Origin of the sequence: Nocardioides gansuensis, assembly GCF_003076135.1 — a bacterium.
Taxonomy (GTDB): Bacteria; Actinomycetota; Actinomycetes; order Propionibacteriales; family Nocardioidaceae; genus Nocardioides; species Nocardioides gansuensis.
Genome location: NZ_QDGZ01000005.1, coordinates 20,313 through 45,083, shown reverse-complemented (window position 1 = coordinate 45,083; position 24,771 = coordinate 20,313). Strand labels below are relative to the sequence as shown.

The following is a 24,771-nucleotide window of genomic DNA, read 5'->3' as shown; positions in this document are numbered from 1 at the left end:
TGGTGCGCGGGTCAGCCGAAGGTCAGGACCGGCTTGATGGTCGCGCCGGTCCTGACGTCCTCGACCGCCTGCTGGATGTCCGCGAAGTCGTAGGTGGTGATCAGCTCGGAGACCGGCAGCCGCCCGTCGGCGACCATCTCCGCGAGCAGCGGGATGAACGTCTGGGTCTCGCTGTCGCCGAGGGTGATGCCGACAATGTGCTTGCCGCCGAGGAGGCCGTTGACCTCGAGCCCGACCTCGGTGCCGAAGGGCGGCGCGCCGACGATGACCGCGGTGCCACGAGCGGCGAGGCTGTCGACCGCCTGGCGCAGCACCGTGACGTTGCCAGTGGTCTCGATGACGCCGTCACAGCCGGCCCCGCCGGTGATCTCGGCGATCCGCTCCGCGTAGTCCTCCTGCGAGGCGTCGACGACGTGGGTCGCGCCCAGCTTGCGAGCCAGGTCTAGCCGATGGGGCAAGACGTCGACGGCCACGATCCGCTGCGCCGGGGTGAGGGCGGCGGCCATCACCGCCGAGAGGCCGACCGCGCCGGCGCCGGCGACGACGACGGTGCTGCCGGGGCCGGGCTTGAGCACGTTCCACACCGCGCCGACGCCGGTCTGCACCCCGCAGCCGAGCGGCGCTAGGGTCTCCAGCGGCGAGCGGGAGTCGACCTTGACCACGCTGCGTTCGTCCGCCACCGCATGGCGGGCGAACGACGACTGGCCGAAGAAGTGGCTGCCGAGCGCCTCGCCGGAGCGACAGATGGTGGCCGATCCGTCCCGGCGAGCGCCGCCGATCAGGTTGTCCGGCAACCAGGTGGCGCAGTAGGCCGGGTGCCCCCCGCGACAGTTGCGGCATGACCCGCACGAGGTGAACGACAGGAGGACGTGGTCGCCCGGCACCACTGTGGTGACGGCCGAGCCGACCCGCTCGACGACGCCGGCACCCTCGTGACCGAGCACGCCGGGCAGCGGGAACGGCAGCCCGCCCGAGGCCACGCCGAGGTCGGTGTGGCACAGCCCGGCCGCGGTCATCCGGACGAGCACCTCGTCGGCGCGGGGCTGGTCGAGCTCGACGTCGACCAGGGTGAAGGGGGCGCCGCCCGACTCGACGACGGCGGCCTGGGTGGTGATGGTCATGACTGCTCCTGGGTCACTGGGGGAAGGGAGACGACGACGGACTTGACCCTGGTGTAGGCCTCCAGCGACTCGGGGCCGTATTCGCGGCCGAAGCCGGAGTCCTTCACGCCACCGAAGGGCACAGCCGGGTCGAGCATCGCCCAGTCGTTGACCCACACGATCCCGGCGTCCAGACGGGCCGCGACCCGGTGGGCGCGGGTCACGTCGCGCGTCTGCAGACCGGCCGCGAGTCCGTAGGGCGTGCTGTTGGCGAGGGCCACCGCCTCGTCCTCGTCGTCGAACGGCTGCACTGTGAGCACCGGTCCGAAGACCTCCTCGGCGATCACCCGCGAGTCGGCGGGCAGGTCGGCGATCACGGTCGGCCGGTAGTAGAAGCCGCCATCGAGGTCGAGCCGCTCACCGCCGCAGACGATCCGGCCGCCCTCCTTGCGGGCCAGCTCGATGTACTCCTCGACCTTCTTCAGCTGGCGCTCGCCGGCCATCGGGCCGATCACCGTCGCCGGGTCACGCGGGTTGCCGATGGGCACCGTGGGCACCGCGTGCTCGAGGATCCCGAGGACGGTGTCGTGAAGTGGCCGCGCGACCAGCAGGCGCGGGCCGGCCATGCAGAACTGGCCGGAGTTGAAGACGAACGCCTTGATCACCGCGCCGATGGCGACGTCGAGGTCGGCGTCGTCGAAGACGATGTGGGCGGCGTTGCCGCCGAGCTCCATGGTGACCGGCTTGAGGTGCTCGCCGGCCACGCTGGCCGCGTGGCGGCCGATCGCCGTGGACCCGGTGAAGGCGATCTTGTCCACGCCCGGGTGACGCAGCAGCGCCTCCCCGACGACCTGGCCGCTGCCCGTGACGACGTTGAGCACTCCGTCCGGCACTCCGGCGTCCTTCAACAGCTCGGCCATGAAGAGCGCGCTGAGCGGGGTGTCGTCGGCGGGCTTGTGGACCACGACGTTGCCGGCGGCCAGGGCCGCGGCGATCTTGGTGCTCGACAGGATCAGCGGGAAGTTGAAGGGGGTGATGGCGCCCACGACACCCACCGGCAGCCGCATCGTGTAAGCGAAGGACGGGATCGGCGTGGAGCGGGTGGCGCCGTCGAGGCCCTGGGCCAGGGCCGCGCAGTACTCGTACTGCTGGGCGGCGGTCTCGACGTCGACCGCACGGCACAAGGACACCGGCTTGCCGACGTCGTGGCTCTCGAGGGCGACGAGCTCGTCGGCTCGCTCCCGGATCAGGTCGGCGGCCCGGTGCAGGATGCGCGCCCGGTCGCGGGCCGGCATCCGCGGCCACGGGCCGTCATCGAACGCCTCGCGGGCGTTGCGTACGGCGACGTCGACATCCGTCGCGTCGGCCTCCACCACCGTGGTGAGGATGCCCCCGGTGGCGGGGTCGACCACGTCGCGCCGCATGCCTGCGTTCCCATCGCGCCACGCGCCGCCGACGAACAGCTGTCGGGGCGGGAGCTGCTGTGCCTCTTCGCTCATCATTGCCATCCCAGGTTATCAGGGTTCCTGTCGAAGACACAGTGTGATGTGGCGACAGTCACGTTGTCAATGCTCAGTCGGCCACCGGTGGCCGGCAGTCGGAGCAGGCGTGAAACCCGCTCCGTACCGCGGCTGGCAGCAGCCTGGAACTGCCTATTGACACCCGGTGTGACGGTGATCATACTCCATCTTCAGGTTCCCTGACAGACAGGGACCCTGATAACTTCCGACTCTCGGACAATCCCTCGAGGTGACGCATGTTCAGCACAAGACTCACCGTCCCGACCGTCGCTGGAGCGCTGGCCCTGGCCCTGGGCCTGGCCGCGTGCGGGTCTGCGGAAGGAGGGACCGAGAGCTCGTCGGGCCCGATCAAGATCGGCGTCGTCGTGCCCCTCACCGGACCGTTCTCGCCTCTCGGCATCGGTGACAAGGCCGCGATCGAGCAGGAGGTGGACCGGATCAACGCCGAGGGCGGAGTTCTGGGACGTGACCTCGAGGTGACGATCAAGGACGACAAGACCGAGGTCCCACAATCGGTGACCGAGTACAACCAGATGGCCGCGGACCGCAGCTACACCGCGATCCTGTCCTCCTCCAACGTCGCGGCCTCGACCGCGATCGGTCCCAGCGCAGAGAGCAACAGGATCCCGACCATCGCCCTCGGGCCGGTCAGCGCCTTCAAGGACGGCTCGAACGACTACGCCTTCACGTGCGTGGCGATTCCCGAGCTCTACGCCGAGGCGGCAGTCGACTACCTCGAGTCGGAAGGGATCGAGTCCCTCGCGATTGCCTACACGTCGGAGGACCCCTACGGCAAGAACGGCCACGCCGCGACCGTCGCGGCCGCCGAGGCGGCGGGCATCGAGGTGGTGGTCGACGAGGCGATCGATGTCGCGGCGACAGACTTCACCGCGGCGATCTCGAAGGTGAAGGCCGCCAAGCCCGACGCCTTCCTGGTCTGGGTCGCCGGTCCGGCATCAGTCATCATCACCAAGCAGTTCGCCGGGTCCGGCATCCCCCTCATCATGACCGGTGCGCAGGCCTCGAACCTGTACGTCGAGCCCGCGGGCGCCGAGGCCGAGGGGGTCGTGATGACCAGCAGCATCGCCGTCCCGGGACGCGAGCTGCCGGCCGGCCCGCTCAAGGACGCCGTCGACGCGTTCGCCAACCCGTGGCTGGAGCAGAACGACGTCTACCCGCCCCAGTTCGCGTTCGACGGCGCCGCCGGCATCCAGCTGCTGGTGGCCGCGATCGAGAAGGCGGAGTCCACCGACCGGGAGAAGGTGCGCGACGCCTTGGAGTCTCTCGACGTGCTCACGCCCATCGGCAGGTTCCAGTTCTCCGAGGACGACCACGGCGGCATCGGCAAGGACGCCATCGCGATCGTCGAGGTCAAGGACGGGGACCTGAAGGCGACGCCGTACTCCCTCGAGGCGTTCAAGGCCAGCCTGCCCGAGTAGTCGGGCCCAGCGGTCCGACGTCATGAGACCGGTGCGGGCCGGGCTGACACGCAGCCGTCCGGCCCGCACCTTCCCACCACACCAGCCAGCACAACCCAACCACTCAGCGGAGGCCAGCATGCTCAAGGTCGAACGCATGTCGAAGCACTTCGGCGGTGTCTACGCCAACCGGGACGTCAGCCTCGAGGTCGCCGAGGGCGAGCTGCGCGGGGTGATCGGTCCCAACGGCGCCGGCAAGTCGACGCTGTTCAACCTGATCGCCGGCCACCTGCGTCCGGACGCCGGCTCGATCAGCCTGGCCGGGGCGCACATCGACCGGTTGCCACCCCACGTCCGCGCGCGCCGAGGCGTGGCGATCGTTTTCCAGGGCGCCCGGTTGTTCGCGGGCATGTCGCTGCTTCAGAACGTGATGGTGGGTGCGCACGCGCGCTCGCGGGCGGGCCTGGTGTCGGCTGCGTTCCGCCCGCCGGCCCAACGCCGGGAGGAGCGGGAGATTCGGACCCAGGCCGAGCAGTGCCTGGACCGCGTCGGGCTGCTCGAGCTGGCTGACCGGCCGGCCGAAGGCCTGCCGCTGGGCCAGCAGCGCCGCCTCCAGGTGGCGCGGGCGCTGGCCGGCCGGCCACGGCTGCTTCTTCTCGACGAGCCCGCCTCCGGCCTGCGGGCGGCAGAGCGCACGCAGCTCGCCGACCTCATCCGCGAGCTGAACGGGGCAGGCACGACCATCCTCCTCGTCGAGCACGACGTCGGCATGGTCACCTCGTTGGCCCATCGCATCACGGTGCTGGACCTAGGCACGGTGATCGCCGACGGCACCCCGGCGGAGGTCACCTCCGACCCCGCCGTCGTCAAGGCCTACCTCGGAACCGGAGCAGACCATGCTGCACATCACTGACCTCGTCGTGCGCTACGGCTCGGCGGTGGCCCTCGACGGGGTGTCCCTCAACGTCGGCCGGGGCGAGATGGTCGCCCTGGTCGGACCCAACGGGGCCGGCAAGTCAACGCTGATCAACACCGTCAGCGGGCTGCTCAAGCCGGCATCTGGATCGGTCGTCGTCGAGGGCACCGTGGCCCAGGTCCCCGAGGGCCGCCAGATGTTCCCGGACATGAGCGTCGAGGACAACCTCCTCCTCGGGGGCTGGTCGATCCGGAACCGACAGCTGGACGAGGTGTTCGACCTGCTCCCGGACCTGGCCGGAATGCGCCGGCGCAAGGCGGGTCGGCTCTCAGGCGGACAGCAGCAGATGGTGGCGATCGGTCGCGCCCTGATGGCGCGGCCTGACCTCCTGGCCATCGACGAGCTGTCGCTGGGCCTCGCGCCCATCGTGGTCGACGAGCTCGCCGAGCACCTGCGCTACCTCAACACCGAACGTGGCACCGCCGTCCTCCTGGTCGAGCAGGAGGTCACGCTCGCCTTCAACCTGTGCGCCCGCGCCTGTGTGCTGGAGGCGGGCCGGGTCGTGGTGACCGGGCCGAGCTCCGAGCTCGCAGAGAGCGATGCCGTACGCAAGGCCTACTTCGGCGACCTCGCCGAGCTTGCCGACGTGGAGGTGTCCCGATGAGTGAGTTCGTCACCTACCTGGTCACCGGGATCGCCCTGGGCTCCTCGTTCGCGCTGATCGGCAGCGGCTTCGTGGTCGTGCACCGCGTCACTTGCGTCGTCAACTTCGCGCAGGGCTCCCTGGCCGTGCTCGGCGCGATGCTGTCCGCCTCGTTGCTGGCCGGGCGACTGCCGCACGTGGTGGGGGAGGCGGTGACCGTCGTGGTGTGCGGGGTGGTCGGCGTGCTGGTCGGCGTCATCGCCATCGGCAGGCGCGGCACCCCACCCCTGATCTCGCTGATCGTCACCCTCGGCGTCTCGATGGTGTTCTCCGCCGCCATCATCTGGCTGTGGGGCCAGGACCCCGTGTCGCCACCCGGTCTCGACGGGTTCGCGACGATCCTCGGTGCCGAGGTGGAGCGGCAGCGACTGCTGGTGCTCGTCGTGACGCTGGTGGCGTTCGCGGCACTCTCACTGTTCTTCTCCCGCACCTACGTCGGCAAGGCGCTCACCGCGAGCGCCTCGAATCCCTTCGCCGCGCGGCTCGTCGGTATCGACGTACGTCGCATGGGACTCGTCGCCTTCGGACTCTCCGGGATCCTGGGCGGGATGGCGGGCGTGTTGATCGCACCCAGCAACGCACTGTCCTTTTACTCCGACTTGCCGATGGCCCTCGGCGGGTTCGCCGCCGCCGTCTTCGGCGGGCTGGTCAGCCCGCTGCGCACCCTGGTCGGCGGTCTCGGGCTCGGCGTCGCCGGCCAGCTCACGGCGGGTTACCTCAATGGGTCCTACCAGACCGAGGTGGCCCTTCTGCTGATGATCGTCATCATGATCGCGCGGAGCCGCAGCTTCGCCCACGAGGAGGCAAAGTGATGGCCCCAGTGATGTCGCGAGTGATGTCGCGACCCCAGCCCCGGACCGCCCTGGTGGTCCTTGCCTGCGTGGCCGCGTGCGTGGCCCCTCTGGTGCTTCCCGACCTGACCTTCTTCATGCGCATGGTGATGGCCGCGATCGTGGTCACCGGCCTGTCGATGCTGATGGGCTACTCCGGCCAGGCGTCCCTCGGTCAGGGTGCGTTCGTGGCCGCCGGGGCGCTCACCGTGGCGGTCGGCACCACGAGGTTCGAGCTCCCACCGCTGGTCGCGCTGCTCGCCGCGCCGCTGGTGGCGGCGGGTTTCGCGGCGCTGGTCGGCGTACCTCTCCTCCGGTTGCACGGGCACTACCTGGCCTTCGGGACGCTCGCCCTGTTGTTGATGGTGCAGGCGGCCATGAGCACCTTCGACGTGCTCGGGGGCGCCCTCGGGGTCAGCGGCATCCCGCCGCTGGGTGTGGGCGACCGGGTCGTCGTCGGGCAGCTGCCCTACGTCTATCTGGCGCTGGGTTGCCTGGGGCTGGTGCTGCTGCTGAGCCATCGGACGGTGCACAGCCGCTTCGGTCGCGGCATCCAGGCCCTGGCCGGTAGCCAGACCGCAGCAGAGTCGGCGGGGGTGCCGGTCAACCGCAGCAAGGTCACCATCTTCGCGCTGTCGGCGGGCTATGCCGGGCTTGCGGGCGGACTCTCGGCGTTCTTCACGCCCTACGTGAGCCCGGACTCCTTCCCCGCCTTGGAGTCGTTCACCTACGTGATCATGGCCGTGGTCGGCGGCCTCGGGACGATCTGGGGAGGGGTGGTCGGAGCCGTCATCGTCTCGGTGCTCCTCCAGGTCCTCAACACGGTCAGCAGCCAGCCCGGACTCCCGCCGACGGCGGCCCCGATCATGCAGTACGCCACCTACGGCGCCCTGCTCGTGCTCGCGCTGCTCTTCATGCCACGAGGTGTCGTCCCGAGCGTCGACGCCGGTGTCGGCCGGCTGCTGGAGCGAGCGCGCGTCGAGGCGCCGGGATGAGCGTGCCGTTGGCCAGCACTGCCGAGGAGGCTGCCCGAGACCGCGACGTCACCCTGCTCTACCTCATCAAGCAGGTGGAGCTCGCGGTCCGGCAGGCGCTCGACGACGTGGTGGCGACCGCCGACCTGACCACGCTGCAGTACACCGCGCTCACCGTCCTCGAGCGACACCCGGGCATCACGTCGGCCGAGCTCGCGCGCAACTCGTTCGTGCGCGCCCAGACCATGGCCGAGATGATCACCTACCTGCTCGCCCGGGGGCTGGTGGCGCGGGAGCGCGACGAGACCAATCGCAAGCAGTACCTCCTGACCCTGACGTCGGAGGGGCAGCGCGTGCTCGAGGAGCTGTTGGACGCAGTCGCCGACATCGAGACCAAGATGCTCGACGGGTTCGACGGCGGCCAGACCGAGATCCTGCGCACCTACCTCCTGCGCTGCAGGCACTCGCTGAGCGGCGAGCCCCCGAGGTAGCTCCGGCTCACCCGACGAACGTCACGGCGCCGACGGGGTGCTCGTGATCGACGCCTGTGCCACCGCGTTTGCCTGGCCGAGCTGTGGGGTCGCGACGGCATGGATTCGCACCCACCAGGAGGACCTGGCGACGTCGTGACTTTCGGCGTCGAACAGCGCAGCGCGATCCCGACGCAGGTGATGGCCGGTGTGGGTCTGATCCCGATCCCTCATGCCAGACGCGGACCGTGACCGACGCTCCCGACCGCGGACTCGACGTGCGCGTGTCCGCTCAGGTCGGGTCGATGGGTGTGATCGAGCCGAGTGCCCGCTCGACGAGGAGGCCGGCGTGCAGGCAGGTGCTCTCCCGGAAACGGTCAGCGATCAGCTGCACGCCCTGCGGCAGGTGCGACCGATCGAGCCCGACCGGGACCACCAGGGCTGGGAGACCCAAGAGGTTGACGGTGACGACCAGTCGGTGCGAGTGCCAGAGCGCGTCGGCGTTGTCCGGGCCACCGAGGTCGAATCCGACGGCATGCACGGGCTGCGTCGCGACGGGGCCCAGGACCAGGTCGTAACCCGCGTAGAAGTCGGACCAGGCCGCCGCGATGGCGTGCCTCTTGGCCAGGCCGTCGACGTACCCAGCCAGGTCGAGCCGCGCGACGTGCGCCATGGATTGCTCGAGATAGGTCGATGCGTCGGCCGAACCCAGCGGACGGATGACGTGGTCGAGCGCTCCCTGGAGCTCTGCTGTCGTCAGCGTGCGCCACAGCTCGGCCGCCCCGAGCACCTGCGGCGGATCGGCCTCCTCGACGATCGCTCCGGCGTCGGCAAGCGCGTCGGCCGCACGGCGAACGGCCAACGCGATGTCGGGGTGGACGCCGTCGGCGCCGGGATCCGTGGCGACCGCGACCCTGATCGGGTCCGGCACCTGCTGCCGGACCGGTGCCGGCACCCACTTCGGATCGCGGGAGTCCGGTCCGCACATGAGCTCGTAGGCGAGCCGAACGTCCTCGACCCGACGCCCCATCGGGCCGTCGACGGCGAAGAGCTGCAGCGTCGGCGGCGGCGGGAAGGGGTTGGTGGAGCTGGCCGAGGCCACCCTGCCTGCGGTGGGCCGGAGGCCGACCGTGCCGGCCGCCGCCGAGGGCAGCCGGATCGAGCCCCCGTAGTCGTTGCCGATGCCCAGAGGCGACATCCCGGTTGCCAGCGCGACCGCCTCACCGCCGCTGGATCCGGCGGCTGACAGGGCGGCGTTCCACGGGTTGCGGGTCGCACCGAACAGCCCGCTGTCGGTGTGCCATCGCATGCCGAGGTCGGGCATGTTGGTCCGGGCGAGGGGGATGGCACCGGCTGCCCGGAGCTGTGCGACCGCCGGCGCGTCGACCGCGGCCACCCGATCCCGGAAGGCCGCGACACCGTCGGTGGTCGGCTGCCCGGCCACGTCGATGTTCTCCTTGATCGTGAACGGGACCCCGGCCAGGGGGCCGAGCGGCTGGCCCTGGGCGACGGCGCTGTCGATCCGGGCGGCCTCGGCGAGTGCCGATTCCCCGAGGACCGCCGTGACCGCGTTGACAGTGGGGTTGACCTCGTTGATCCGGTCCAGGTGCGCGTCGACCACCGCTCGTGCGGTCACATCGCCTCGCGCGATGCGGCGAGAGAGCTCGGCGGCGGGGAGCGCGCACAGCCGGCTCGGGTCGCGGGTGGAAGGCGAGTCGCCCAGCTGGGTCAGCGTCATGTCGTCCAACCTCTCGACCGGTGGCACCGGGCGCTCGCCGGCCGCCTGATAATGTCAGATCCGTAGATTTTCTACGGATGAGGTTAGGGGGCTGGGCACGTGAGTGTCAACGGGGTCGCCGGGCCTCACCCCGCCACACTGGAGGTTCATGTCCCGCCGTACTGGAACCCGGATGCCGAGGCGCACTCCAGAGGAGACCCGCGACCTCATGCTGCGTGCTGCCGTCGACCTCATCCGCGAGCGTGCCCAGGCCTCGGGAGACGAGGTGCTGGCGGCCGCCCTGGCACACCTGCGGCTGACCCAGGTTGCGCAGCGAGCCACGGCGATCGTGCGGGAACAGACTCACGATGACGGCGCGCGACCCATCACGACAGGGGCGATCTACCAGCAGTGGCCGTCGCAGGCCGACTTCCAGATCGATCTGCTCTTCCACATCGCGGACCTGCAGGCGGCCCTGGTGCCTGGACTCGCCGAGAGCGTGGTGGAGTTCAGAGAGGCCGAGTCCGAGGACCTCCCGCTCGAGACCGTGCTCATGAGACTCATGGAGGAGGTACATCGTCACTACCGTGAGGATCCGCTCTTCCGGGTAGAGCTGAGCTTCCTGCTCGGCGCCGGCGACGCCCGCCTACGCGCGGCGATCGCACACCGACAGGCCACGTTCTACGACGTGGCGGACCAGGCGTGGCAAGCCTTGCTGGACACCTATGGGCTACGGATGAGGCAGCCCTTCGTGATCCGTGACCTCACGCGGGCGATGGCGGCCCACGTGGTCGGCTCGGTCGTCGTGTGGTTCGCCGACCCGGACATCCTCCGTGATCCCCTCGGTGAGGAGGACGCGTCCTTGATGTCCCGCGTCATGGTTGCGATCCTTCACCGGCTCACGGAGCCCGCTGCCGACGAAGAGTGATCCGACCCGGGCACGCGCAGCGGGGGGGATCATCGCGCCGCGTGTCAGCCCAATCCTTCCCGGCCGTAGAGTCGTTCACCTGACGTGATCATGGCCGCGGTCGGAGGACTCGGCACGGTATGGGGAGGGATGGCCGCACAGATGATGCAGGATCGCCGACAGGCCGGTGAGGCCGCATGAGCACCACTGCTCCCCACCCCGCGTCCGGGCACGACCGCGACGTCACGCTGCTCTACCTGATCAAGCAGGTGGAGCTGGCGGTCCGGCAGGCGCTGGACGACGTGGTTGCCACCGCCGACCTGACCACGCCGCAGTACACCGCGCTGACCGTGCTCGAGCGGCACCCCGGCATCACCTCAGCCGAGCTGGCGCGGAACTCGTTCGTCCGCGCCCAGTCGATGGCCGAGATGGTGACCTTCCTCCTCGGCCGCGGCCTGGTCACCCGCGAGCGCGACGAGCGCAACCGCAAGCAGTACCTGTTGTCGCTGAGCGCCGACGGGCAGCGGGTCCTCGACGAGCTCCACGACTCGGTCGCCGACATCGAGTCCCGGATGCTCGAGGGCTTCGATGTCGGGCAGACCGAGATCCTGCGCACCTACCTCGTGCGCTGCCGCCACGCGCTGAGCGGTGACACGCCCCGCTGACCCGCCCGGCGCATGGGTTCATGACCCGTCGCTGATGCTCCTCCCGATCCCGTGCGCGGCGACCTGCAGCGCGGCGACCAGGCGCGGCCGGTCGCGGCGGAGGCTCGGCACCACGATGCCGAGCGCGGCCACCACCTCGGCCTCGTTGCGGCGGACAGGGACTGCGACCGAGCACGCGCCGAGCGTCATCTCCTCGACCGTGGTCGCGTAGCCGTCGCTCCGTACCCGAGCGAGCTGGGCCCGGAGCCGGGCCGGCTGGGTGATCGTGTGCGGCGTGATCCGCGTGAGCGAGGACAGCACCTCCACCTGAACACGCTCCGGTGCGTGGGCCAGGAGCACCTTGCCGACGCCGGTCGGGTAGAGCGGGAGCCGAGAGCCGACCGTGCTGACGACCGGCACCGACCGGCGACCGGAGAGCCGGTCCAGGTAGAGCACCTGGGTGCCGTCGCGCACGGCGAGGTGCACGGTGGCCAGGGTGGCGGCGTACAGGTCGTGCAGGAACGGCGACGCGGCCTCGAGGAGCCCGGTCTGCACCGGTGCGAGCACGCCCAGCGACCAGATCTGCCGGCCGACGACGTACTCCCCCGACGGCGTGCGCGCGAGCGCACCGTGGGCGGCGAGCTCGCCGACCAGGCGGTGCGCGGTCGGGACCGGCAGGTCGGCCCGCCGGGCCAGCTCGGTGAGCGTGAGCCGGCGATGCGTCTCGTCGAACGCGCCGAGGAGCGCGAGGACGCGCGAGACCACGGTCGCGCCGGGTCGGGACGTGTTGCCGGCCATGACACCCCTTCCACTCAGTGGAAGGTTAGCCTCGACGGGCCGGGACCCGCGCGGTTGGCTTGCCGGCATGGAGTCCCAGGAGCTGATCAGCAAGGAGATGGCCGACCTCCACGCTTCCCGGCCCGGACTGAGCCAGCCGCTGCTGGACTTCCCGCCGTACCGCAGCTCGGTCCTGCGCCACCCCACCCGGGACCCCCGCCCCGCCGACCCCGAGGGTGCGGAGCTGGTGGCCCCGGTCTTCGGCCACTCCGACGTCGACCCCCTCGAGGCGGACCTGACCATCCAGTCGGGAGGCGAGCCGATCGGCGAGCGGATCGTGGTCAGCGGTCGCATCCTCGACGGCGCGGGCCGCCCGGTCCGCGGCCAGCTCGTCGAGATCTGGCAGGCGAACGCCGCCGGCCGTTACGTCCACCAGCGGGACCAGCACCCCGCACCGCTCGATCCCCACTTCACCGGGCTGGGCCGCTGCCTGACCGACGACGGGGGCGGCTACAGGTTCACCACGATCAAGCCCGGGCCGTACCCGTGGCGCAACCACCGCAACGCGTGGCGGCCCGCCCACATCCACTTCTCGCTGTTCGGCACGGACTTCACGCAGCGGATGATCACCCAGATGTACTTCCCGGGCGACCCGCTCGTCGCGCTGGATCCGATCCTGCAGTCGATCACCGGCGAGGACGCGCGGGCGCGGCTGGTGGCGTCGTACGACCACGACCTGTCCGAGCACGAGTGGGTCCTCGGCTACCGGTGGGACATCGTGCTGACCGGGAGCCACGCCACCTACGTCGAGCCCGAGGACGGCGACCATGACTGACCTCGCACCCACTCCCGGCCAGACGATCGGCCCGTTCTTCCACCACGCGCTTCCATACGACCACGACCGCGAGCTGGTGCCACCCTGCCGGGCCGACGCCGTGAGGCTCCACGGCTACGTGTACGACGGCGCCGGCAGCGGCATCCCGGACGCGCTCCTGGAGATCAGGCACGCCGACCCGACCGGCACCGTCCCGACCGTCGAGGGATCGCTCCGCCGTCAGGGCGGCGCGTTCACCGGGTGGGGGCGCAGCACCACCGACCGGACCGGCCACTACTGGTTCAGCACCCTGGAGCCGGGGCCGACCCGGGACGGCGGCGTGGCCTGCTTCGCGGTCACTGTCTTCGCCCGCGGGCTGCTCAACCGGCTCTTCACCCGGGCCTACGTGCCCAGCGACGAAGCCGCCCTTGCCGCGGACCCGCTGCTGGCGGGGCTGCCTGCCGACGAGCGCGCGCGCCTCGTCGCCGTACGCGAGCCCGACGGCGGCCTCCGGTTCGACATCCACCTCCAGGGCGAGCGGGAGACGGTCTTCCTCTCCTTCCCCCGCCACCGGGACCGACCGTGAACGACGGCGGGCCCCTCGAGCCCGGTGCTTACCGGGCCCACGGCGTCGCCGACGACGCGGTGTTGCTCGCGGCGATGCTGCGGGTCGAAGTCGCCTGGATGCAGGCGCTGGCCGACAGTGGTGCCGCGAAGGCCGACCACGTCGACGCGGTCGTCCACGCCGTCCACGGGTGGCAGCCGACCCTGGACCCGACCGAGGTCGAGGACGCGGGCAACCCGGTGCTGCCGCTCGTCCGCGCCCTCCGCGCCCGGGTCGACGACCCCGAAGCCGCCCGGCTGCTGCACGTGGGCCTCACCAGCCAGGACGTGCTCGACTCGGGCCTGATGCTGCTCGTGCAGGACGCGATGGCCCGGCTTCGAGAGGACCTCGGCCGTACGGCGCAGGCGCTGGCCCGGCTCGCCGACGAGCACCGGGGCTCCCTGATGGCCGGCCGGACGCTGACGCAGTACGCCGTTCCCACGACCTTCGGACTCAAGGCCGCCCAGTGGCTGACCGGCGTGCTGGACGCCGCCGACCACCTCGACGCCGTACGACGCTCCCTGCCGGTCCAGTGCGGGGGTGCAGCCGGGACGCTCTCGCGTGCTGCGGACCTGGTGCCGGACCCAGCCCGGGCTGCGGCGGCGCTGGCGAACCGGCTCGGGCTGGCGTGGCCCGGCCTGCCGTGGCACACCCGACGGGCTCCGGTGACCAGGGTCGGCGACGCGATCGTCGAGGTCCTCGACACGCTCGGCGTCGTGGCGGCCGACATCCTGACCCTGGGGCGCCCCGAGATCGGCGAGGTGCGGGAGGCGCCGGCGCCCGGTCGCGGCGGATCGTCCACCCTGCCGCACAAGCAGAACCCCGTGCTGGCCACGCTCGTGCACGCCGCCGCCCTGCAGGCACCGCAGCTGGGCGCGCAGCTCCACCTGTGCGCGAGCCAGGCCGTCGACGAGCGCCCGCCCGGCGCCTGGCACGCCGAGTGGCCGGCCTTGCGCCGGCTGCTCCGACTGAGCGTGGTGGCGACCGCTCAGGCCGCCGAGCTGGTCGCGGGGCTCGAGGTCGACACCGAGGCGATGGCCAGCCGGACCCACGCAGCGGTCGACCAGCTCCTCGCCGAGCGCGGCGGTGAGGGCACGGGCGACCCCGCTACCTACCTGGGCGCGACCCACGCCTTCGTCGACGCGGCCCTCATCCGCTTCCGAGGAGGCCCCCGTGACGCCTGACCTGACGCTCTCGCGCCTCTCCGGTGGCCCGGAGTCGCCGCACCTGCTGGTGGTCGGGCCGTCCCTCGGCACCTCGGTCGCCGCGCTGTGGGGCGCGTGCGCCGCCCTGCTCGGCGACCGCTTCGAGGTCGTCGGCTGGGACCTTCCCGGCCACGGGAGCAGCCCGGCCGCAGAGGCGCCGTTCTCGGTCGCCGAGCTCACCGACGTGGTCCGGGACCGTGCGAGCGGGCTGGCGGGCGGCCGGCCCGCGGCGTACGCCGGCGTCTCGCTCGGGGGCGTGATCGGCTTCGAGCTGGCAGCCGACCCCGGACCATTCACCGCGGTCGTGACCATCGCGTCCGAGCCACGGATCGGCGAGCCCGCGGCCTGGCGGGAGCGCGCCGCGCTAGTGCGCCGAGCCGGCACGTCGGTGATGGTGTCGAGCTCCGCTGCGCGCTGGTTCGCGCCCGGGTTCATCGACGAGCATCCCGAAGGCGCGGCCGCGCTGCTGACGTCCCTGTCCCATGCAGACCCGCGCTCCTACGCCTGGGCCTGCGAGGCGCTCGCCGACCTCGACCGTGCGGTAGGGACACCCCGACCACTCGTGCCGTTGCTGGTGCTGGCCGGCGAGCACGACGTCGTCGTGCCGCCCGCGGACGCCGAAGCGGCCAGGAGCAGCCTGCCCGGGGCCGGCCTCGGAGTCCTGGCCGCCTGCGGCCACCTCCCGCCCGCGGAAGACCCGGTGGCGACCGCCGCCGCGGCGGCGGGCTTCTTGATCGGACAGGAGGCGACCCGATGAACGCCGATCGGCACGACGCCGGCATGGCGGTCCGCCGCGAGGTGCTCGGCGACGAGCACGTCGACCGTGCGGAGGCGACCAAGAACGCCTTCACCGAGGACTTCCAGGACCTGATCACCCGCTACGCCTGGGGGGAGATCTGGACCCGCCCCGGGCTCGACCGGCGGACACGCAGCGCGATCACGCTCACTGCGCTGATCGCCCACGGCCACTGGGACGAGCTCGAGATGCACGTCGCCGCGGCGCGCCGCAACGGGCTCACCGTCGAGGAGATCGGCGAGGTCATCCTGCAGAGCGCCGTGTACTGCGGCGTCCCGGCCGCGAACCACGCGTTCGCCGTGGCCAGGAGAGTCGTCGACGAGGAGGGACCCCGGTGACGGTCGCCGACGTGTTCGTGTACGACGCCGTGCGCACGCCGTTCGGGCGGTACGGCGGCGCGCTGGCCGGGATCCGGCCGGACGACCTCGCCGCCCACGTCCTGAAGGCGCTCCTAGGGCGCGCACCCGGCCTCGACCCGGCCCGGGTCGACGAGGTCGTGCTCGGGAACGCCAACGGCGCCGGTGAGGAGAACCGCAACGTCGCCCGGATGGCCGGGCTGCTGGCTGGTCTGCCCACGTCGGTGCCGGCGACGACCGTCAACCGTCTCTGCGGCTCCAGCCTCGACGCTGCCTTCATCGGCTCGCGGCAGATCGCCGTCGGTGAGGCCGACGTGGTCGTCGTCGGCGGAGTGGAGTCGATGAGCCGCGCGCCGTGGGTGTTGCCCAAGCCCGAGAGGGCGCACCCGACGACCGACGCGACGCTGGTGTCGACCACCCTCGGCTGGCGTCTGGTGAACCCCGCCATGCCCGCAGAGTGGACGGTCTCGCTCGGCGCGGCCACCGAGTTGCTGCGGGAGCGCGAGGGTGTGTCCCGCGAGGAGCAGGACGCGTTCGCCCTCCGCTCGCACCGACGGGCGGCCGAGGCCTGGGACCGCGGATTCTACGACGACCAGGTAGTCGCCGTCCCCGGCGTCGACCTGGACCGCGACGAGTCGATCCGCCCCGACACCACGCTTGAGAAGCTCGCCGGCCTGCGGCCGGTGTTCCGCCCGGACGGGACGGTCACCGCCGGCAACGCGTCGCCGCTGAACGACGGGGCGTCGGCGGCCGTGCTCGGCAGCGCTGCCGCCGAGGACATCCTCGGCAGCGCGCCGCTCGCCAGGATCGCCGGCCGCGGCGCATCGGCGAACGAACCGCGGTACTTCGGGTTCGCCCCGGTCGAGGCCGCCAACCTGGCGCTGAAGCGCGCCGGCATCGCCTGGAGCGAGGTCGGCGCGGTCGAGCTCAACGAGGCCTTCGCCGCGCAGTCGCTCGCCTGCACCAAGGCCTGGGACATCGACCCCGGGATCGTCAACGCCCACGGCGGCGCCGTCGCGATCGGGCACCCGCTCGGCGCCTCCGGCACGCGGATCCTCGGCACCCTGGCCCGCTCGCTCGCGGAGTCGGGGCAACGCTGGGGCGTCGCCGCCATCTGCATCGGTGTCGGCCAGGGCCTTGCCGTCGTCCTCGAGAACAACCAAGGAGCTGAGCACCGATGAGCAGGGTGATCATCGTCGACGACGCCGCAGAAGCGGTCGCCGACACCCCCGACGGAGCGGTCGTCCTGATCGGCGGCTTCGGCTCGGCCGGCCAGCCCGTCGAGCTGATCGAGGGCCTCATCGAGAGCGGCGCCAAGGACCTCACAGTGGTGAGCAACAACGCCGGCAACGGCGACCACGGCCTGGCCGCGCTCATCCGCGAGGGCCGGGTCCGGAGGATGATCTGCTCCTTCCCGCGGCAGTCGGACTCGTGGTGCTTCGACGAGAAGTACCGCGCGGGCGAGCTGGAGCTCGAGCTGGTGCCTCAGGGCAACCTGGCCGAGCGGATCCGCGCGGCAGGCGCCGGGATCGGCGCGTTCTTCACTCCGACCGGTTACGGCACGCCGCTGGCCGAGGGCAAGGAGACCCGCGAGATCGACGGCCGCGGTCACGTCCTGGAGTACGCGTTGGCCGGGGACCTGGCCCTGGTCGCCGCCCACCGCGCCGACGAGCTCGGGAACCTCGTCTACCGGAAGACGGCACGCAACTTCGGACCGATCATGGCCGCCGCCGCCACTACCACCGTGGTCCAGGTCGATGAGGTGGTCGCGGTCGGATCCATCGACCCCGAGCACGTCGTCACACCCTGTGTGTACGTCGACCGCGTCGTCCCGGTCACGCGCACCCTCGCACCCACCGTCGCAGCCGGAGTCGCCCGATGACCACGACCAGCTCGACCAGCGCACTACCGACCGGCATCGACCGCGACGCCCTCGCCCGGCAGGTGGCAGCCGACATCCCGGCGGGTTCGTTCGTGAACCTCGGGATCGGGCTCCCCACCAAGGTTGCCAACTTCCTGGCGCCGGACAGCGGCGTCATGCTGCACACCGAGAACGGGATGCTCGGCATGGGCCCCGAGGCTCGAGCCGAGGAGGTCGACCCGGACCTGGTCAACGCCGGCAAGGTCGCCGTGTCCGAGCTGCCGGGGGCGTCGTACTTCCACCACGCCGACTCCTTCGCGATGATGCGGGGCGGCCACCTCGACATCTGCGTGCTCGGCGCCTACCAGGTCTCGGCGCGCGGCGACCTGGCCAACTGGCACACCGGCCGACCGGATGACATCCCGGCCGTGGGGGGCGCGATGGATCTCGCCATCGGGGCCAGGCAGACGTTCGTGATGATGAATCTGCTGTCCCGGGACGGGCGCGCCAAGCTGGTCCCCGAGTGCACCTATCCGCTGACCGGGCTGCAGTGCGTGAGCCGGGTCTACACCGACCTCGCCGTGTTCCTGATCGAGCCCGAGGGCGTCGTCGTGCGCGACCTGTTCGGGATCGAGTACGACGACCTCACCGCGCTCGTCGACGTCCCGCTCGTCGATGGCACCGGACGCTGAAAGGGCGGACCCATGCAGCCACGTCTCACCCGCACCACCGTCGGCATCGTCGGCGGTGGCCCAGCCGGCCTGATGCTCTCCCACCTGCTCGCGCTCAGCGGCATCGACTCGGTGGTGGTCGACCATCGCACCCGCCGGGAGATCGAGACCACCGTCCGGGCCGGCATCCTCGAGGCCGACAGCGTCCGACTGCTCGTCGACTCCGGAGTCTCGGACCGGGTGCACCGCGAGGGGCACGCACACGGCGGGATCGCGCTGCGGTTCGGCGGCACCAGCCACCGGGTCGACTTCAAGGCACTGGTCGGCGAGTCGGCCTGGCTCTACCCGCAGACCGATGTCTTCATCGACCTCGCGGACGCCCGCACCCGCGACGCCGGCGACGTCCGGTTCGGCATCCGCGACACCCGCGTCGTCGACCTCACCGGCCCGCGCCCCGGCATCCTGTTCACCGACGCCGACGGTGTGCCCCAGGAGATCCGCTGCGACTACCTCGTCGGGGCCGACGGGTCCCGGTCGACCTGTCGGCAGGAAGTGCCCGAAGCGCGGCGGCGGCACTACTTCCGCGAGTACCCGTTCGCGTGGTTCGGGATCCTCGCCGAGGCGGCACCGAGCGCGCCCGAGCTGGTCTACACCCACTCCGAGCGCGGTTTCGCGCTGATCAGCCAACGCACCGAGACCCTGCAGCGGATGTACTTCCAGTGCAACCCCGACGAGGACGTCGACCAGTGGTCGGAGGACCGGATCTGGGCGGAGCTCCAGTCGCGGGTCGCGGGTCCCGACGGCTTCACCCTCAACGAGGGCACCATCACCGACAAGGCGGTGCTGCGGTTCCGCAGCTTCGTCGCCGAGCCGATGCGCCACGGTCGCCTGCTCCTCGCAGGCGACGCCGCACACACGGTTCCACCGACCGGCGCGAAGGGCCTCAACCTGGCACTGGCGGACGTCCGCGTCCTCGCGGAACTGCTCGAGCGGGCGGTGCGCGAGAACGACGACGGCGCCCTCGATCGTTACAGCCCTCGCGCCCTCGACCGCGTCTGGCGCGCGCAGCACTTCTCGTACTGGATGACGACGATGCTCCACACGCTGCCCGGCGCGACCGCCTTCGACGTACGACGCCAGCTCGGCGAGCTCGCGTCGGTCGTGGGCTCCACCGCCGGCTCGACCTACCTCGCCGAGGGCTACACCGGCTGGCCGGCCTGAGCCACCGTTGGAAGCGGTTGCCGCCCGGCGACTTAGGTGACTGGAGCCGAGCATGCGCCGACGCGGAGGCGCAAGTCGGGTTCGTCCGCTTCGGCCGGTCGATGCGCGGGCTGCCGGCCATCACAGCATGCTGATCGCCGTGGGATGCTCCCGGCTCAGTGGCGCCAGGAGCGGGCCATAGAGCGCATTGCGCGGAAAGTGAGGGCTTCGTCCTGCTCGATGCCGTGGTCGCTGAGTTTGACGATCACGGTCTGGGTGCGCGGGTTGACGTAGATGTACTGGCCGAAGACGCCGATGGCGCTGACATCGTTGGCGCGCTTGCCGTGTTGGTCGCCGGGCACGTGCCAGAACTGGGTCGAGTAAGGCCAGCCCCCGAGCGGCGTCGGCTGCGGCGTGAGGATCCGGTCGAGCCAGGCTCTGCTGACGCGGGAGCCTGGGCCGCCTGCCTCGGCGGCGAGGAGTCCGAGGCGGGCGAAGTCGCGGGCGGTGGCGTTGAGGCAACAGAAGGCCTTGGCGATACCGCCGCCGTGGTCGAGGTTCCAGGTTGCCGCGTGCTGGGCGCCTGCGGGTCTCCAGAGCCGGTTCACGAAGGCGGTGATGTAGTCGGTGCCGAACACCTTGCTCAGCACCATCGACAAGAGCTGGGTGTTGTAGCTGGCGTACTCGCCCCGGGTGCCGGGGTCGAAGACCATGCGCCGGTGGCTCAACGCGTAGCTGTGCATGTCGGGGTGGACCAGCATCAGGTAGGTGCCGGTGAGCATCGAGAGCGCCGCACTCGGGTCCTCGAGCGGGTCCACCTGATATCCCTCGGCGGCGTCGATGCCGCTGGTCATGTCGAGCAGGTGGCGAACGGTGATGGTGTTGAACCGCGGGTCACCGTCCGCGGGGTTCTCGACCCGCAGCCAGGGCAGGATCGTGACGACCCGGGTGTTGAGAGTGAGGCGGCCTTCGGCGATCGCCTGACCGGTCAGCAGGCCGGCCATCGACTTGGCCACCGACCAGGACGCCAGCTTCGTCGTGGGTCCGGTGTGGTCGTCGTACCACTCGGTCACCAGTCGACCGCGGTGCAGCACCACGAAGCCTCGGGTGTTCGTGGTCGTGAGGAAGTCAGCGATCGTCTTGCGTTGTCCGTCGCCCCACGGCACCGATGCGGGTATCTGCTCGTGACTGCGGCGGAGCGCCCGGACGTGTCGCGCCGGGGCGATCGGGGTCGAGGGAAGCAGCCGGCCGAACTCGGATGGCTTGGTCGGATCGTCCAGATCGATGGCCGTCTGAACGCTGTCGGATGCGTGGGCACCACCTGCCAATCCGACGGGCACGGCGCTGAGCGAGCCGAGGGACACCGCAAACGCGGCGGCTGCGAGCGCGCGGCGGGTGATGGAGCGCTTGGCGGTCATGAAGGGTTCGCCTCCTGAACGATGGTGCGGAGGACCGCGAGGGTCTCGTTCTCCCTGTTCGTGGCCTCGTCCGACGTCATCCCGTACCTGTGGTTCGCGGAAAGCTTGACGATCGTCACGGCGCTGGGAGGGTCGACGTACACGAACTGGTTGTAGACACGGGCCTTCCACTCGTTTACCGAACGTTATTCGGTTTAGAGGATGTTAGGGGCGGTGCGGCCAGACCACAAGAGATTTATCGAATTTCATTCGGTATGTTTGGCCATGGCGAACCGTCCAGTTCGCTCTCTGCCGTGACGACCAAGGGGGAGGCATGCCTCGGCCACCGGAGCGTCTGCTCGACCGCAGTGGGATAGCTCGAGCCGCGCTCGCATTGGTCGACGAGAAGGGCGACTTCACGATGCCCGAGCTGGCAGCGGGACTCGGGGTGCGTCCCTCGTCGCTCTACCACCACGTCGAAGGCAAGGCCGAGATCGTCGAGTTGCTGCGGGCCGAGGTCGTCCAGGAACTGGACCACACGCTGCTGGACGCCGACCCATGGGACGAGGGACTCGCCCGGTGGGCGCGGACTTATCGAGACCTCTTCGCCGAGCATCCCAAAGCGATCCGGATGCTCGCGACAGCGCCGGTGCGGATGTCCGAGGTGGTCGACGTCTACGAGAAGGCCGTCGCCGCATTTCTCCGCGCCGGATTCCGCGACCGTGACGTACTCGCCGTGATCGTCGCCGTGGAGAGCTTCCTGCTCGGGTCCGCCCTTGACCTGGTCATGCCCGAAGGGATGATCGAGGTGGACGAGGAGCGGCACCCCGGCCTGAGTCGCTGCCTGGCGGCGCTCCCGACTGGCGCCCGCCGGGCGGACCAGGCCTTCGAGGTGGGCCTCGAGGCACTGATCACGGGGTTCCGGGCCCGTCTCGAAGCTCGCCCAGTCTGACGACACTGCCCAGCCCCGCGCCGCGCCACCAGAGGTCGAACCTCCACTCCACAGGTCGGAATTCGATGACCTGCCCGCATGCGTCTCAAAACGGTCACCAGTTCCTCGGCCAGCCGTCAGGCCCCTGGGGCGGCGCGTCGTCCGATCGGCCAAGCCCGGCGTACCAGGCCGCTATCTGCGTCCGGCTGGTGAAACCAGTCTTGGTGAGGATGTTCTGCACATGGGTCTCGACCGTGCGAGAGGACAGGACAAGCCGGGCTGCGATGTCGCGGTTGCTGAGCCCCTCGGCGACCAGGCGGGCGATCTCGGCCTCTCGCTTGGTCAGCTTCACCCCGGTGGCCGTGACGGCCGCTCCCGTGCGGGACGGGGCCGACGGCCGCTCACCGAGCACCATCGCGATGCCCTCTTCCAAGGTGGCCGCCTCGCCGCGCCGATGCTCCTCCTCGTACGCCGCCTCGCCCAGCGCCGTCCGGCACCACTCCCTGGCTTGCTCGATCGCGGAAGCCCACGGCTCGACGGCGAGCATGAACCCGCCGGCGTCGCGCCAGTACTGCTCGCAGATGCCGAGGAGGAAGGCGGCCCGCCGGGCATCGGCTCCCTCCGCTCGAAGGGCGAGGTGGCTCAGGGCGGTCACGCACGCGTGGTCGTCCGGGACCTGCCTGGCCAGGTCCAGTGCCTCCCTGACCGCAGACTCCAGTGCAGCCGGGTCCTCCAGGATCGAGGAGCGGTAGGCCTCGGCCAGTCTCATCCAGGCCAGCCACCACCGCTCTCCGGCGCCACGGCAGATCGACACGCTCTCGGCATACAGGTCCGCGCTGCGTGCGAGGTCGCCCTGCACTCCCACGCAGAACCCGAGGGTGAAGAGCGCGTAGGCCAGCTCTTCGCTTCGCTCGCCGGGCGCACTCCTGGCCCTCGCCACGGACTCCTCCAGCAGCGGCAACGCCGAAGGGTCGCCCCGTGCCGCGAGGTTCATGCCGAGGTTGTGCAGCGCGCGGGGCAGCCGCTCCGGGGCATGCTCCGCGGCCAGCTCCACCGCGCTCCGTGCGGCCTCCGTCGACCGGTCCGCCGACCCCGCCGCAGCAGCCACCCACGACAACGCCGACAGCGCGTGCACGAGCTCCGGGCTCGGCTCCGGGGCGGCGTCGATGAGTCTGGCCAGCCAGACGGTTCCCTCCCGCATCGGCCCGGTGAGCCACAAGGCGCGCAGGTCCGCGGCAAGCCGCTGGCCGGCCGAGGTGTGCCCAGGGTGGTCCAGGGCGAACTGCAACGCGGCGCGGATGTTCGGCAGCTCCGCCACCAGCTGAGCCCGCCAGCGCGGCTGATCCGGGCCGAACCACTCACCCTCGAACCGTGCGGCCAGCTGGCCGCACCAGGCGAGGTGCCGGGCTCTCAGCTCGACCTCCGACGGCGAGGGGTCCCCGCCGACCCCGTGCTCGTCGCGGAGCCGCTCCAGGCCGTACTCACGCAGCGTGGCCAGCATCCGGAATCGCCGGGTCCCCCCATCAGCAGAGGACAGCAGCACGGACTTGTTCACGAGCCTCAGGACCGCCTCGGTGACATCGCCCTCGTCGAGATCCTCACCAGAACACACCGCGGCGGCGGCGGCGAGAGTGAAGTCGTCGGCGAAGACGGCCAGCCGGGTCCACAGCTTCCGCTCCGCCTTCTCACACAGGTCATAGCTCCACTCCACGGTCTGGCGCAGCGTGCGCCGGCCGGAATGCTGGCCCGGGCTCACGAGTAGCCGGAACCGGTCCTGCAGCCGACTGGAGAGCTCCTGTGGCGACAAGACCCGCAGTTGAACGGCGGCCAGCTCGATCGCCAGGGGGAGCCCGTCCAGGCGCCGGCAGATCTCCGCCAGGGTCCCGAGGTTGCCCTCGGTCACCTCGAAGTCCGCTGACGCAGCCCCGGCGCGTTGGACCAGCAGCGCAAGCGCCGGCGAGGCCGTCTCATCCAGCGGCCCGCCCTCTGCCGGTACCGCCAAGGGCGCCACGTCGTACACCACCTCGCCCGGCACACCGAGGACCTCCCGGCTCGTGGCAAGCACCCGCAGCCCCTCCGCCCGCTTGAGCAGCTCAGACAGTAACGGCGTACACCCGTCGGTCAGGTGCTCGCAGTTGTCCATCACCAGCAGCAGCTCCCGGCGCGCCAGGAACTCCGACAGCGCCTCCTTCGCATCCCGCCCCGACTGCTCCGGGATGCGAAGCGACCCCGCGACCGCCTCAGCGACCTGCCCCGGTTCGGCGACCGAGGCCAGCTCCACAAGCCAGGCGCCGTCGCGAAACGCCCGGCATGCCGAACGGGCCACCTGAACGGCCAGCCGGGTCTTCCCCACTCCACCCATCCCGGTCAGCGTCACCAGACGGGCACGACCCAAGAGAGAACGAACCCCGGACAGCTCCTGACGCCGCCCCACTAACGTACTCAGCTCGGCCGGCAGGTTTCCCGCTGCTGCGTGCGTGGCCACGCTCCCACGCTACGACGCGCAGCTCGCCTTGAGGCCGGGCCGCCGCACTCGATCCCGCCGCAGACACAACGCTGCGAATGTTGCACCCGTACGTGTCGATGAGGAGGACGACGCCGCAGCAGCGGCGACAACCGAATGTCGCGAAGGCAACCCAGCGACAGCACAACGAGCGGAGTCGGAAATGACGAAGCCCCGGATCCGAGGACCCGGGGGCCTGTCACACGTGCGCGACGGGGGAGTCGAACCGTAGGAAGGCCACGCTCGACCAGGCGGAAAACGCCGTCATGAGTGTGAAACCCGCGTCCCGTTGGATCAGGACTCCGTTCGCTGGCGTAGGGCGTTCAGCCCTCAGTCCCCGGAAGGGGATCCTCTATGCCAACAAGGAGGCGGGTTGGAAAGCGTGGTGACTCTCCAGAGGAGGCTGGCCGCTACCCAGGTGCCTACCGGGTGCTGCCGCTGGTGCGCTCGCTCGGCC

The 24,771-nt window shown here is 71.0% G+C and carries 25 protein-coding genes; 18 read left to right on the top strand and 7 right to left on the bottom strand.

Annotation, left to right across the window (positions count from 1 at the left end; genetic code table 11):
• Nucleotides 1-11 precede the first annotated feature (11 nt).
• Nucleotides 12-1,121, bottom strand: a complete 1,110-nt coding sequence (locus tag DDE18_RS12075) for an NAD(P)-dependent alcohol dehydrogenase (protein ID WP_116572534.1) — start codon at nt 1,119-1,121, stop codon at nt 12-14.
• Nucleotides 1,118-2,599, bottom strand: coding sequence for an aldehyde dehydrogenase family protein (locus tag DDE18_RS12070; protein WP_116572853.1), 1,482 nt, complete (start codon nt 2,597-2,599; stop codon nt 1,118-1,120). The genes DDE18_RS12075 and DDE18_RS12070 overlap by 4 nt, the downstream gene beginning before the upstream one ends.
• Before the next feature lie 257 nt (nt 2,600-2,856).
• Between DDE18_RS12070 and DDE18_RS12065 the strand changes: the two genes are divergently transcribed.
• From DDE18_RS12065 to DDE18_RS12040, 6 genes are all read left to right on the top strand, one after another.
• Nucleotides 2,857-4,059: an ABC transporter substrate-binding protein gene (locus DDE18_RS12065; protein WP_116572533.1), complete on the top strand. Its 1,203-nt coding sequence runs from the start codon at nt 2,857-2,859 to the stop codon at nt 4,057-4,059.
• 136 nt (nt 4,060-4,195) lie between these two features.
• Nucleotides 4,196-4,951 (top strand): ABC transporter ATP-binding protein, encoded by a 756-nt coding sequence (locus DDE18_RS12060; RefSeq protein WP_165821136.1) that lies wholly within the window; start codon nt 4,196-4,198, stop codon nt 4,949-4,951.
• The gene (locus DDE18_RS12055) at nt 4,935-5,618 is read left to right on the top strand and encodes an ABC transporter ATP-binding protein (RefSeq protein ID WP_116572531.1); all 684 of its coding nucleotides are present in this window, start codon (nt 4,935-4,937) and stop codon (nt 5,616-5,618) included. The genes DDE18_RS12060 and DDE18_RS12055 overlap by 17 nt, the downstream gene beginning before the upstream one ends.
• Nucleotides 5,615-6,469, top strand: coding sequence for a branched-chain amino acid ABC transporter permease (locus tag DDE18_RS12050; RefSeq protein ID WP_116572530.1), 855 nt, complete (start codon nt 5,615-5,617; stop codon nt 6,467-6,469). The genes DDE18_RS12055 and DDE18_RS12050 overlap by 4 nt, the downstream gene beginning before the upstream one ends.
• Before the next feature lie 23 nt (nt 6,470-6,492).
• Nucleotides 6,493-7,482: a branched-chain amino acid ABC transporter permease gene (locus DDE18_RS12045; RefSeq protein ID WP_116572529.1), complete on the top strand. Its 990-nt coding sequence runs from the start codon at nt 6,493-6,495 to the stop codon at nt 7,480-7,482.
• On the top strand, nt 7,479-7,952 hold the full coding sequence (locus DDE18_RS12040; protein WP_116572528.1) for a MarR family winged helix-turn-helix transcriptional regulator: 474 nt from the start codon (nt 7,479-7,481) through the stop codon (nt 7,950-7,952). Before DDE18_RS12045 ends, DDE18_RS12040 begins: the two co-directional genes overlap by 4 nt.
• 271 nt (nt 7,953-8,223) lie before the next feature.
• On the opposite strand, the gene DDE18_RS12035 is transcribed toward DDE18_RS12040, so the two are convergent.
• Nucleotides 8,224-9,669, bottom strand: a complete 1,446-nt coding sequence (locus tag DDE18_RS12035) for an amidase (protein WP_116572527.1) — start codon at nt 9,667-9,669, stop codon at nt 8,224-8,226.
• A gap of 148 nt (nt 9,670-9,817) precedes the next feature.
• Between DDE18_RS12035 and DDE18_RS12030 the strand changes: the two genes are divergently transcribed.
• Both DDE18_RS12030 and DDE18_RS12025 read left to right on the top strand, forming a co-directional pair.
• Nucleotides 9,818-10,576, top strand: coding sequence for a hypothetical protein (locus DDE18_RS12030; RefSeq protein ID WP_133241222.1), 759 nt, complete (start codon nt 9,818-9,820; stop codon nt 10,574-10,576).
• 176 nt (nt 10,577-10,752) lie between these two features.
• Nucleotides 10,753-11,220 (top strand): MarR family winged helix-turn-helix transcriptional regulator, encoded by a 468-nt coding sequence (locus tag DDE18_RS12025; protein ID WP_116572525.1) that lies wholly within the window; start codon nt 10,753-10,755, stop codon nt 11,218-11,220.
• A gap of 18 nt (nt 11,221-11,238) precedes the next feature.
• Here DDE18_RS12025 and DDE18_RS12020 read toward each other — a convergent pair whose 3' ends face one another.
• The gene (locus tag DDE18_RS12020; RefSeq protein WP_116572524.1) at nt 11,239-11,997 is read right to left on the bottom strand and encodes an IclR family transcriptional regulator; all 759 of its coding nucleotides are present in this window, start codon (nt 11,995-11,997) and stop codon (nt 11,239-11,241) included.
• Between the two features lie 67 nt (nt 11,998-12,064).
• Here DDE18_RS12020 and pcaH point away from each other — a divergent pair, with 67 nt between their 5' ends.
• From pcaH to DDE18_RS11975, 9 genes are read left to right on the top strand one after another with little or no spacing between them, the layout of a single operon-like run.
• Nucleotides 12,065-12,811 (top strand): protocatechuate 3,4-dioxygenase subunit beta, encoded by a 747-nt coding sequence (gene pcaH / locus DDE18_RS12015; protein WP_116572523.1) that lies wholly within the window; start codon nt 12,065-12,067, stop codon nt 12,809-12,811.
• The gene (pcaG, locus tag DDE18_RS12010) at nt 12,804-13,376 is read left to right on the top strand and encodes a protocatechuate 3,4-dioxygenase subunit alpha (protein WP_116572522.1); all 573 of its coding nucleotides are present in this window, start codon (nt 12,804-12,806) and stop codon (nt 13,374-13,376) included. The genes pcaH and pcaG overlap by 8 nt, the downstream gene beginning before the upstream one ends.
• On the top strand, nt 13,373-14,578 hold the full coding sequence (locus tag DDE18_RS12005; RefSeq protein ID WP_245916646.1) for a lyase family protein: 1,206 nt from the start codon (nt 13,373-13,375) through the stop codon (nt 14,576-14,578). Before pcaG ends, DDE18_RS12005 begins: the two co-directional genes overlap by 4 nt.
• Nucleotides 14,568-15,356, top strand: coding sequence for an alpha/beta fold hydrolase (locus DDE18_RS12000; protein WP_165821135.1), 789 nt, complete (start codon nt 14,568-14,570; stop codon nt 15,354-15,356). The genes DDE18_RS12005 and DDE18_RS12000 overlap by 11 nt, the downstream gene beginning before the upstream one ends.
• Entirely contained in the window at nt 15,353-15,733 is a 381-nt protein-coding gene (gene pcaC, locus DDE18_RS11995; RefSeq protein WP_116572520.1) for a 4-carboxymuconolactone decarboxylase, read from the top strand. The genes DDE18_RS12000 and pcaC overlap by 4 nt, the downstream gene beginning before the upstream one ends.
• Nucleotides 15,730-16,932: a thiolase family protein gene (locus DDE18_RS11990; protein ID WP_116572519.1), complete on the top strand. Its 1,203-nt coding sequence runs from the start codon at nt 15,730-15,732 to the stop codon at nt 16,930-16,932. Before pcaC ends, DDE18_RS11990 begins: the two co-directional genes overlap by 4 nt.
• Complete coding sequence (locus DDE18_RS11985; RefSeq protein WP_116572518.1) at nt 16,929-17,633, top strand: 3-oxoacid CoA-transferase subunit A; 705 nt, start codon at nt 16,929-16,931, stop codon at nt 17,631-17,633. The genes DDE18_RS11990 and DDE18_RS11985 overlap by 4 nt, the downstream gene beginning before the upstream one ends.
• Nucleotides 17,630-18,304, top strand: coding sequence for a 3-oxoacid CoA-transferase subunit B (locus DDE18_RS11980; protein WP_116572517.1), 675 nt, complete (start codon nt 17,630-17,632; stop codon nt 18,302-18,304). The genes DDE18_RS11985 and DDE18_RS11980 overlap by 4 nt, the downstream gene beginning before the upstream one ends.
• Nucleotides 18,305-18,316: 12 nt before the next feature.
• Nucleotides 18,317-19,504, top strand: a complete 1,188-nt coding sequence (locus DDE18_RS11975; RefSeq protein WP_116572516.1) for a 4-hydroxybenzoate 3-monooxygenase — start codon at nt 18,317-18,319, stop codon at nt 19,502-19,504.
• Between the two features lie 155 nt (nt 19,505-19,659).
• On the opposite strand, the gene DDE18_RS11970 is transcribed toward DDE18_RS11975, so the two are convergent.
• Entirely contained in the window at nt 19,660-20,901 is a 1,242-nt protein-coding gene (locus DDE18_RS11970; RefSeq protein ID WP_116572515.1) for a serine hydrolase domain-containing protein, read from the bottom strand.
• Complete coding sequence (locus DDE18_RS22965) at nt 20,898-21,044, bottom strand: hypothetical protein (RefSeq protein ID WP_165821134.1); 147 nt, start codon at nt 21,042-21,044, stop codon at nt 20,898-20,900. The genes DDE18_RS11970 and DDE18_RS22965 overlap by 4 nt, the downstream gene beginning before the upstream one ends.
• A 170-nt stretch (nt 21,045-21,214) precedes the next feature.
• Here DDE18_RS22965 and DDE18_RS11965 point away from each other — a divergent pair, with 170 nt between their 5' ends.
• Nucleotides 21,215-21,832 carry a TetR/AcrR family transcriptional regulator C-terminal domain-containing protein gene (locus tag DDE18_RS11965; RefSeq protein WP_116572514.1) on the top strand — a complete coding sequence of 206 codons (618 nt, stop codon included), beginning with the start codon at nt 21,215-21,217 and terminating at the stop codon, nt 21,830-21,832.
• A 94-nt stretch (nt 21,833-21,926) separates the two neighbouring features.
• Here the strand turns inward: DDE18_RS11965 and DDE18_RS11960 are convergent, their stop codons facing one another.
• Nucleotides 21,927-24,188, bottom strand: a complete 2,262-nt coding sequence (locus DDE18_RS11960) for an ATP-binding protein (RefSeq protein WP_116572513.1) — start codon at nt 24,186-24,188, stop codon at nt 21,927-21,929.
• Nucleotides 24,189-24,771 lie beyond the last annotated feature (583 nt).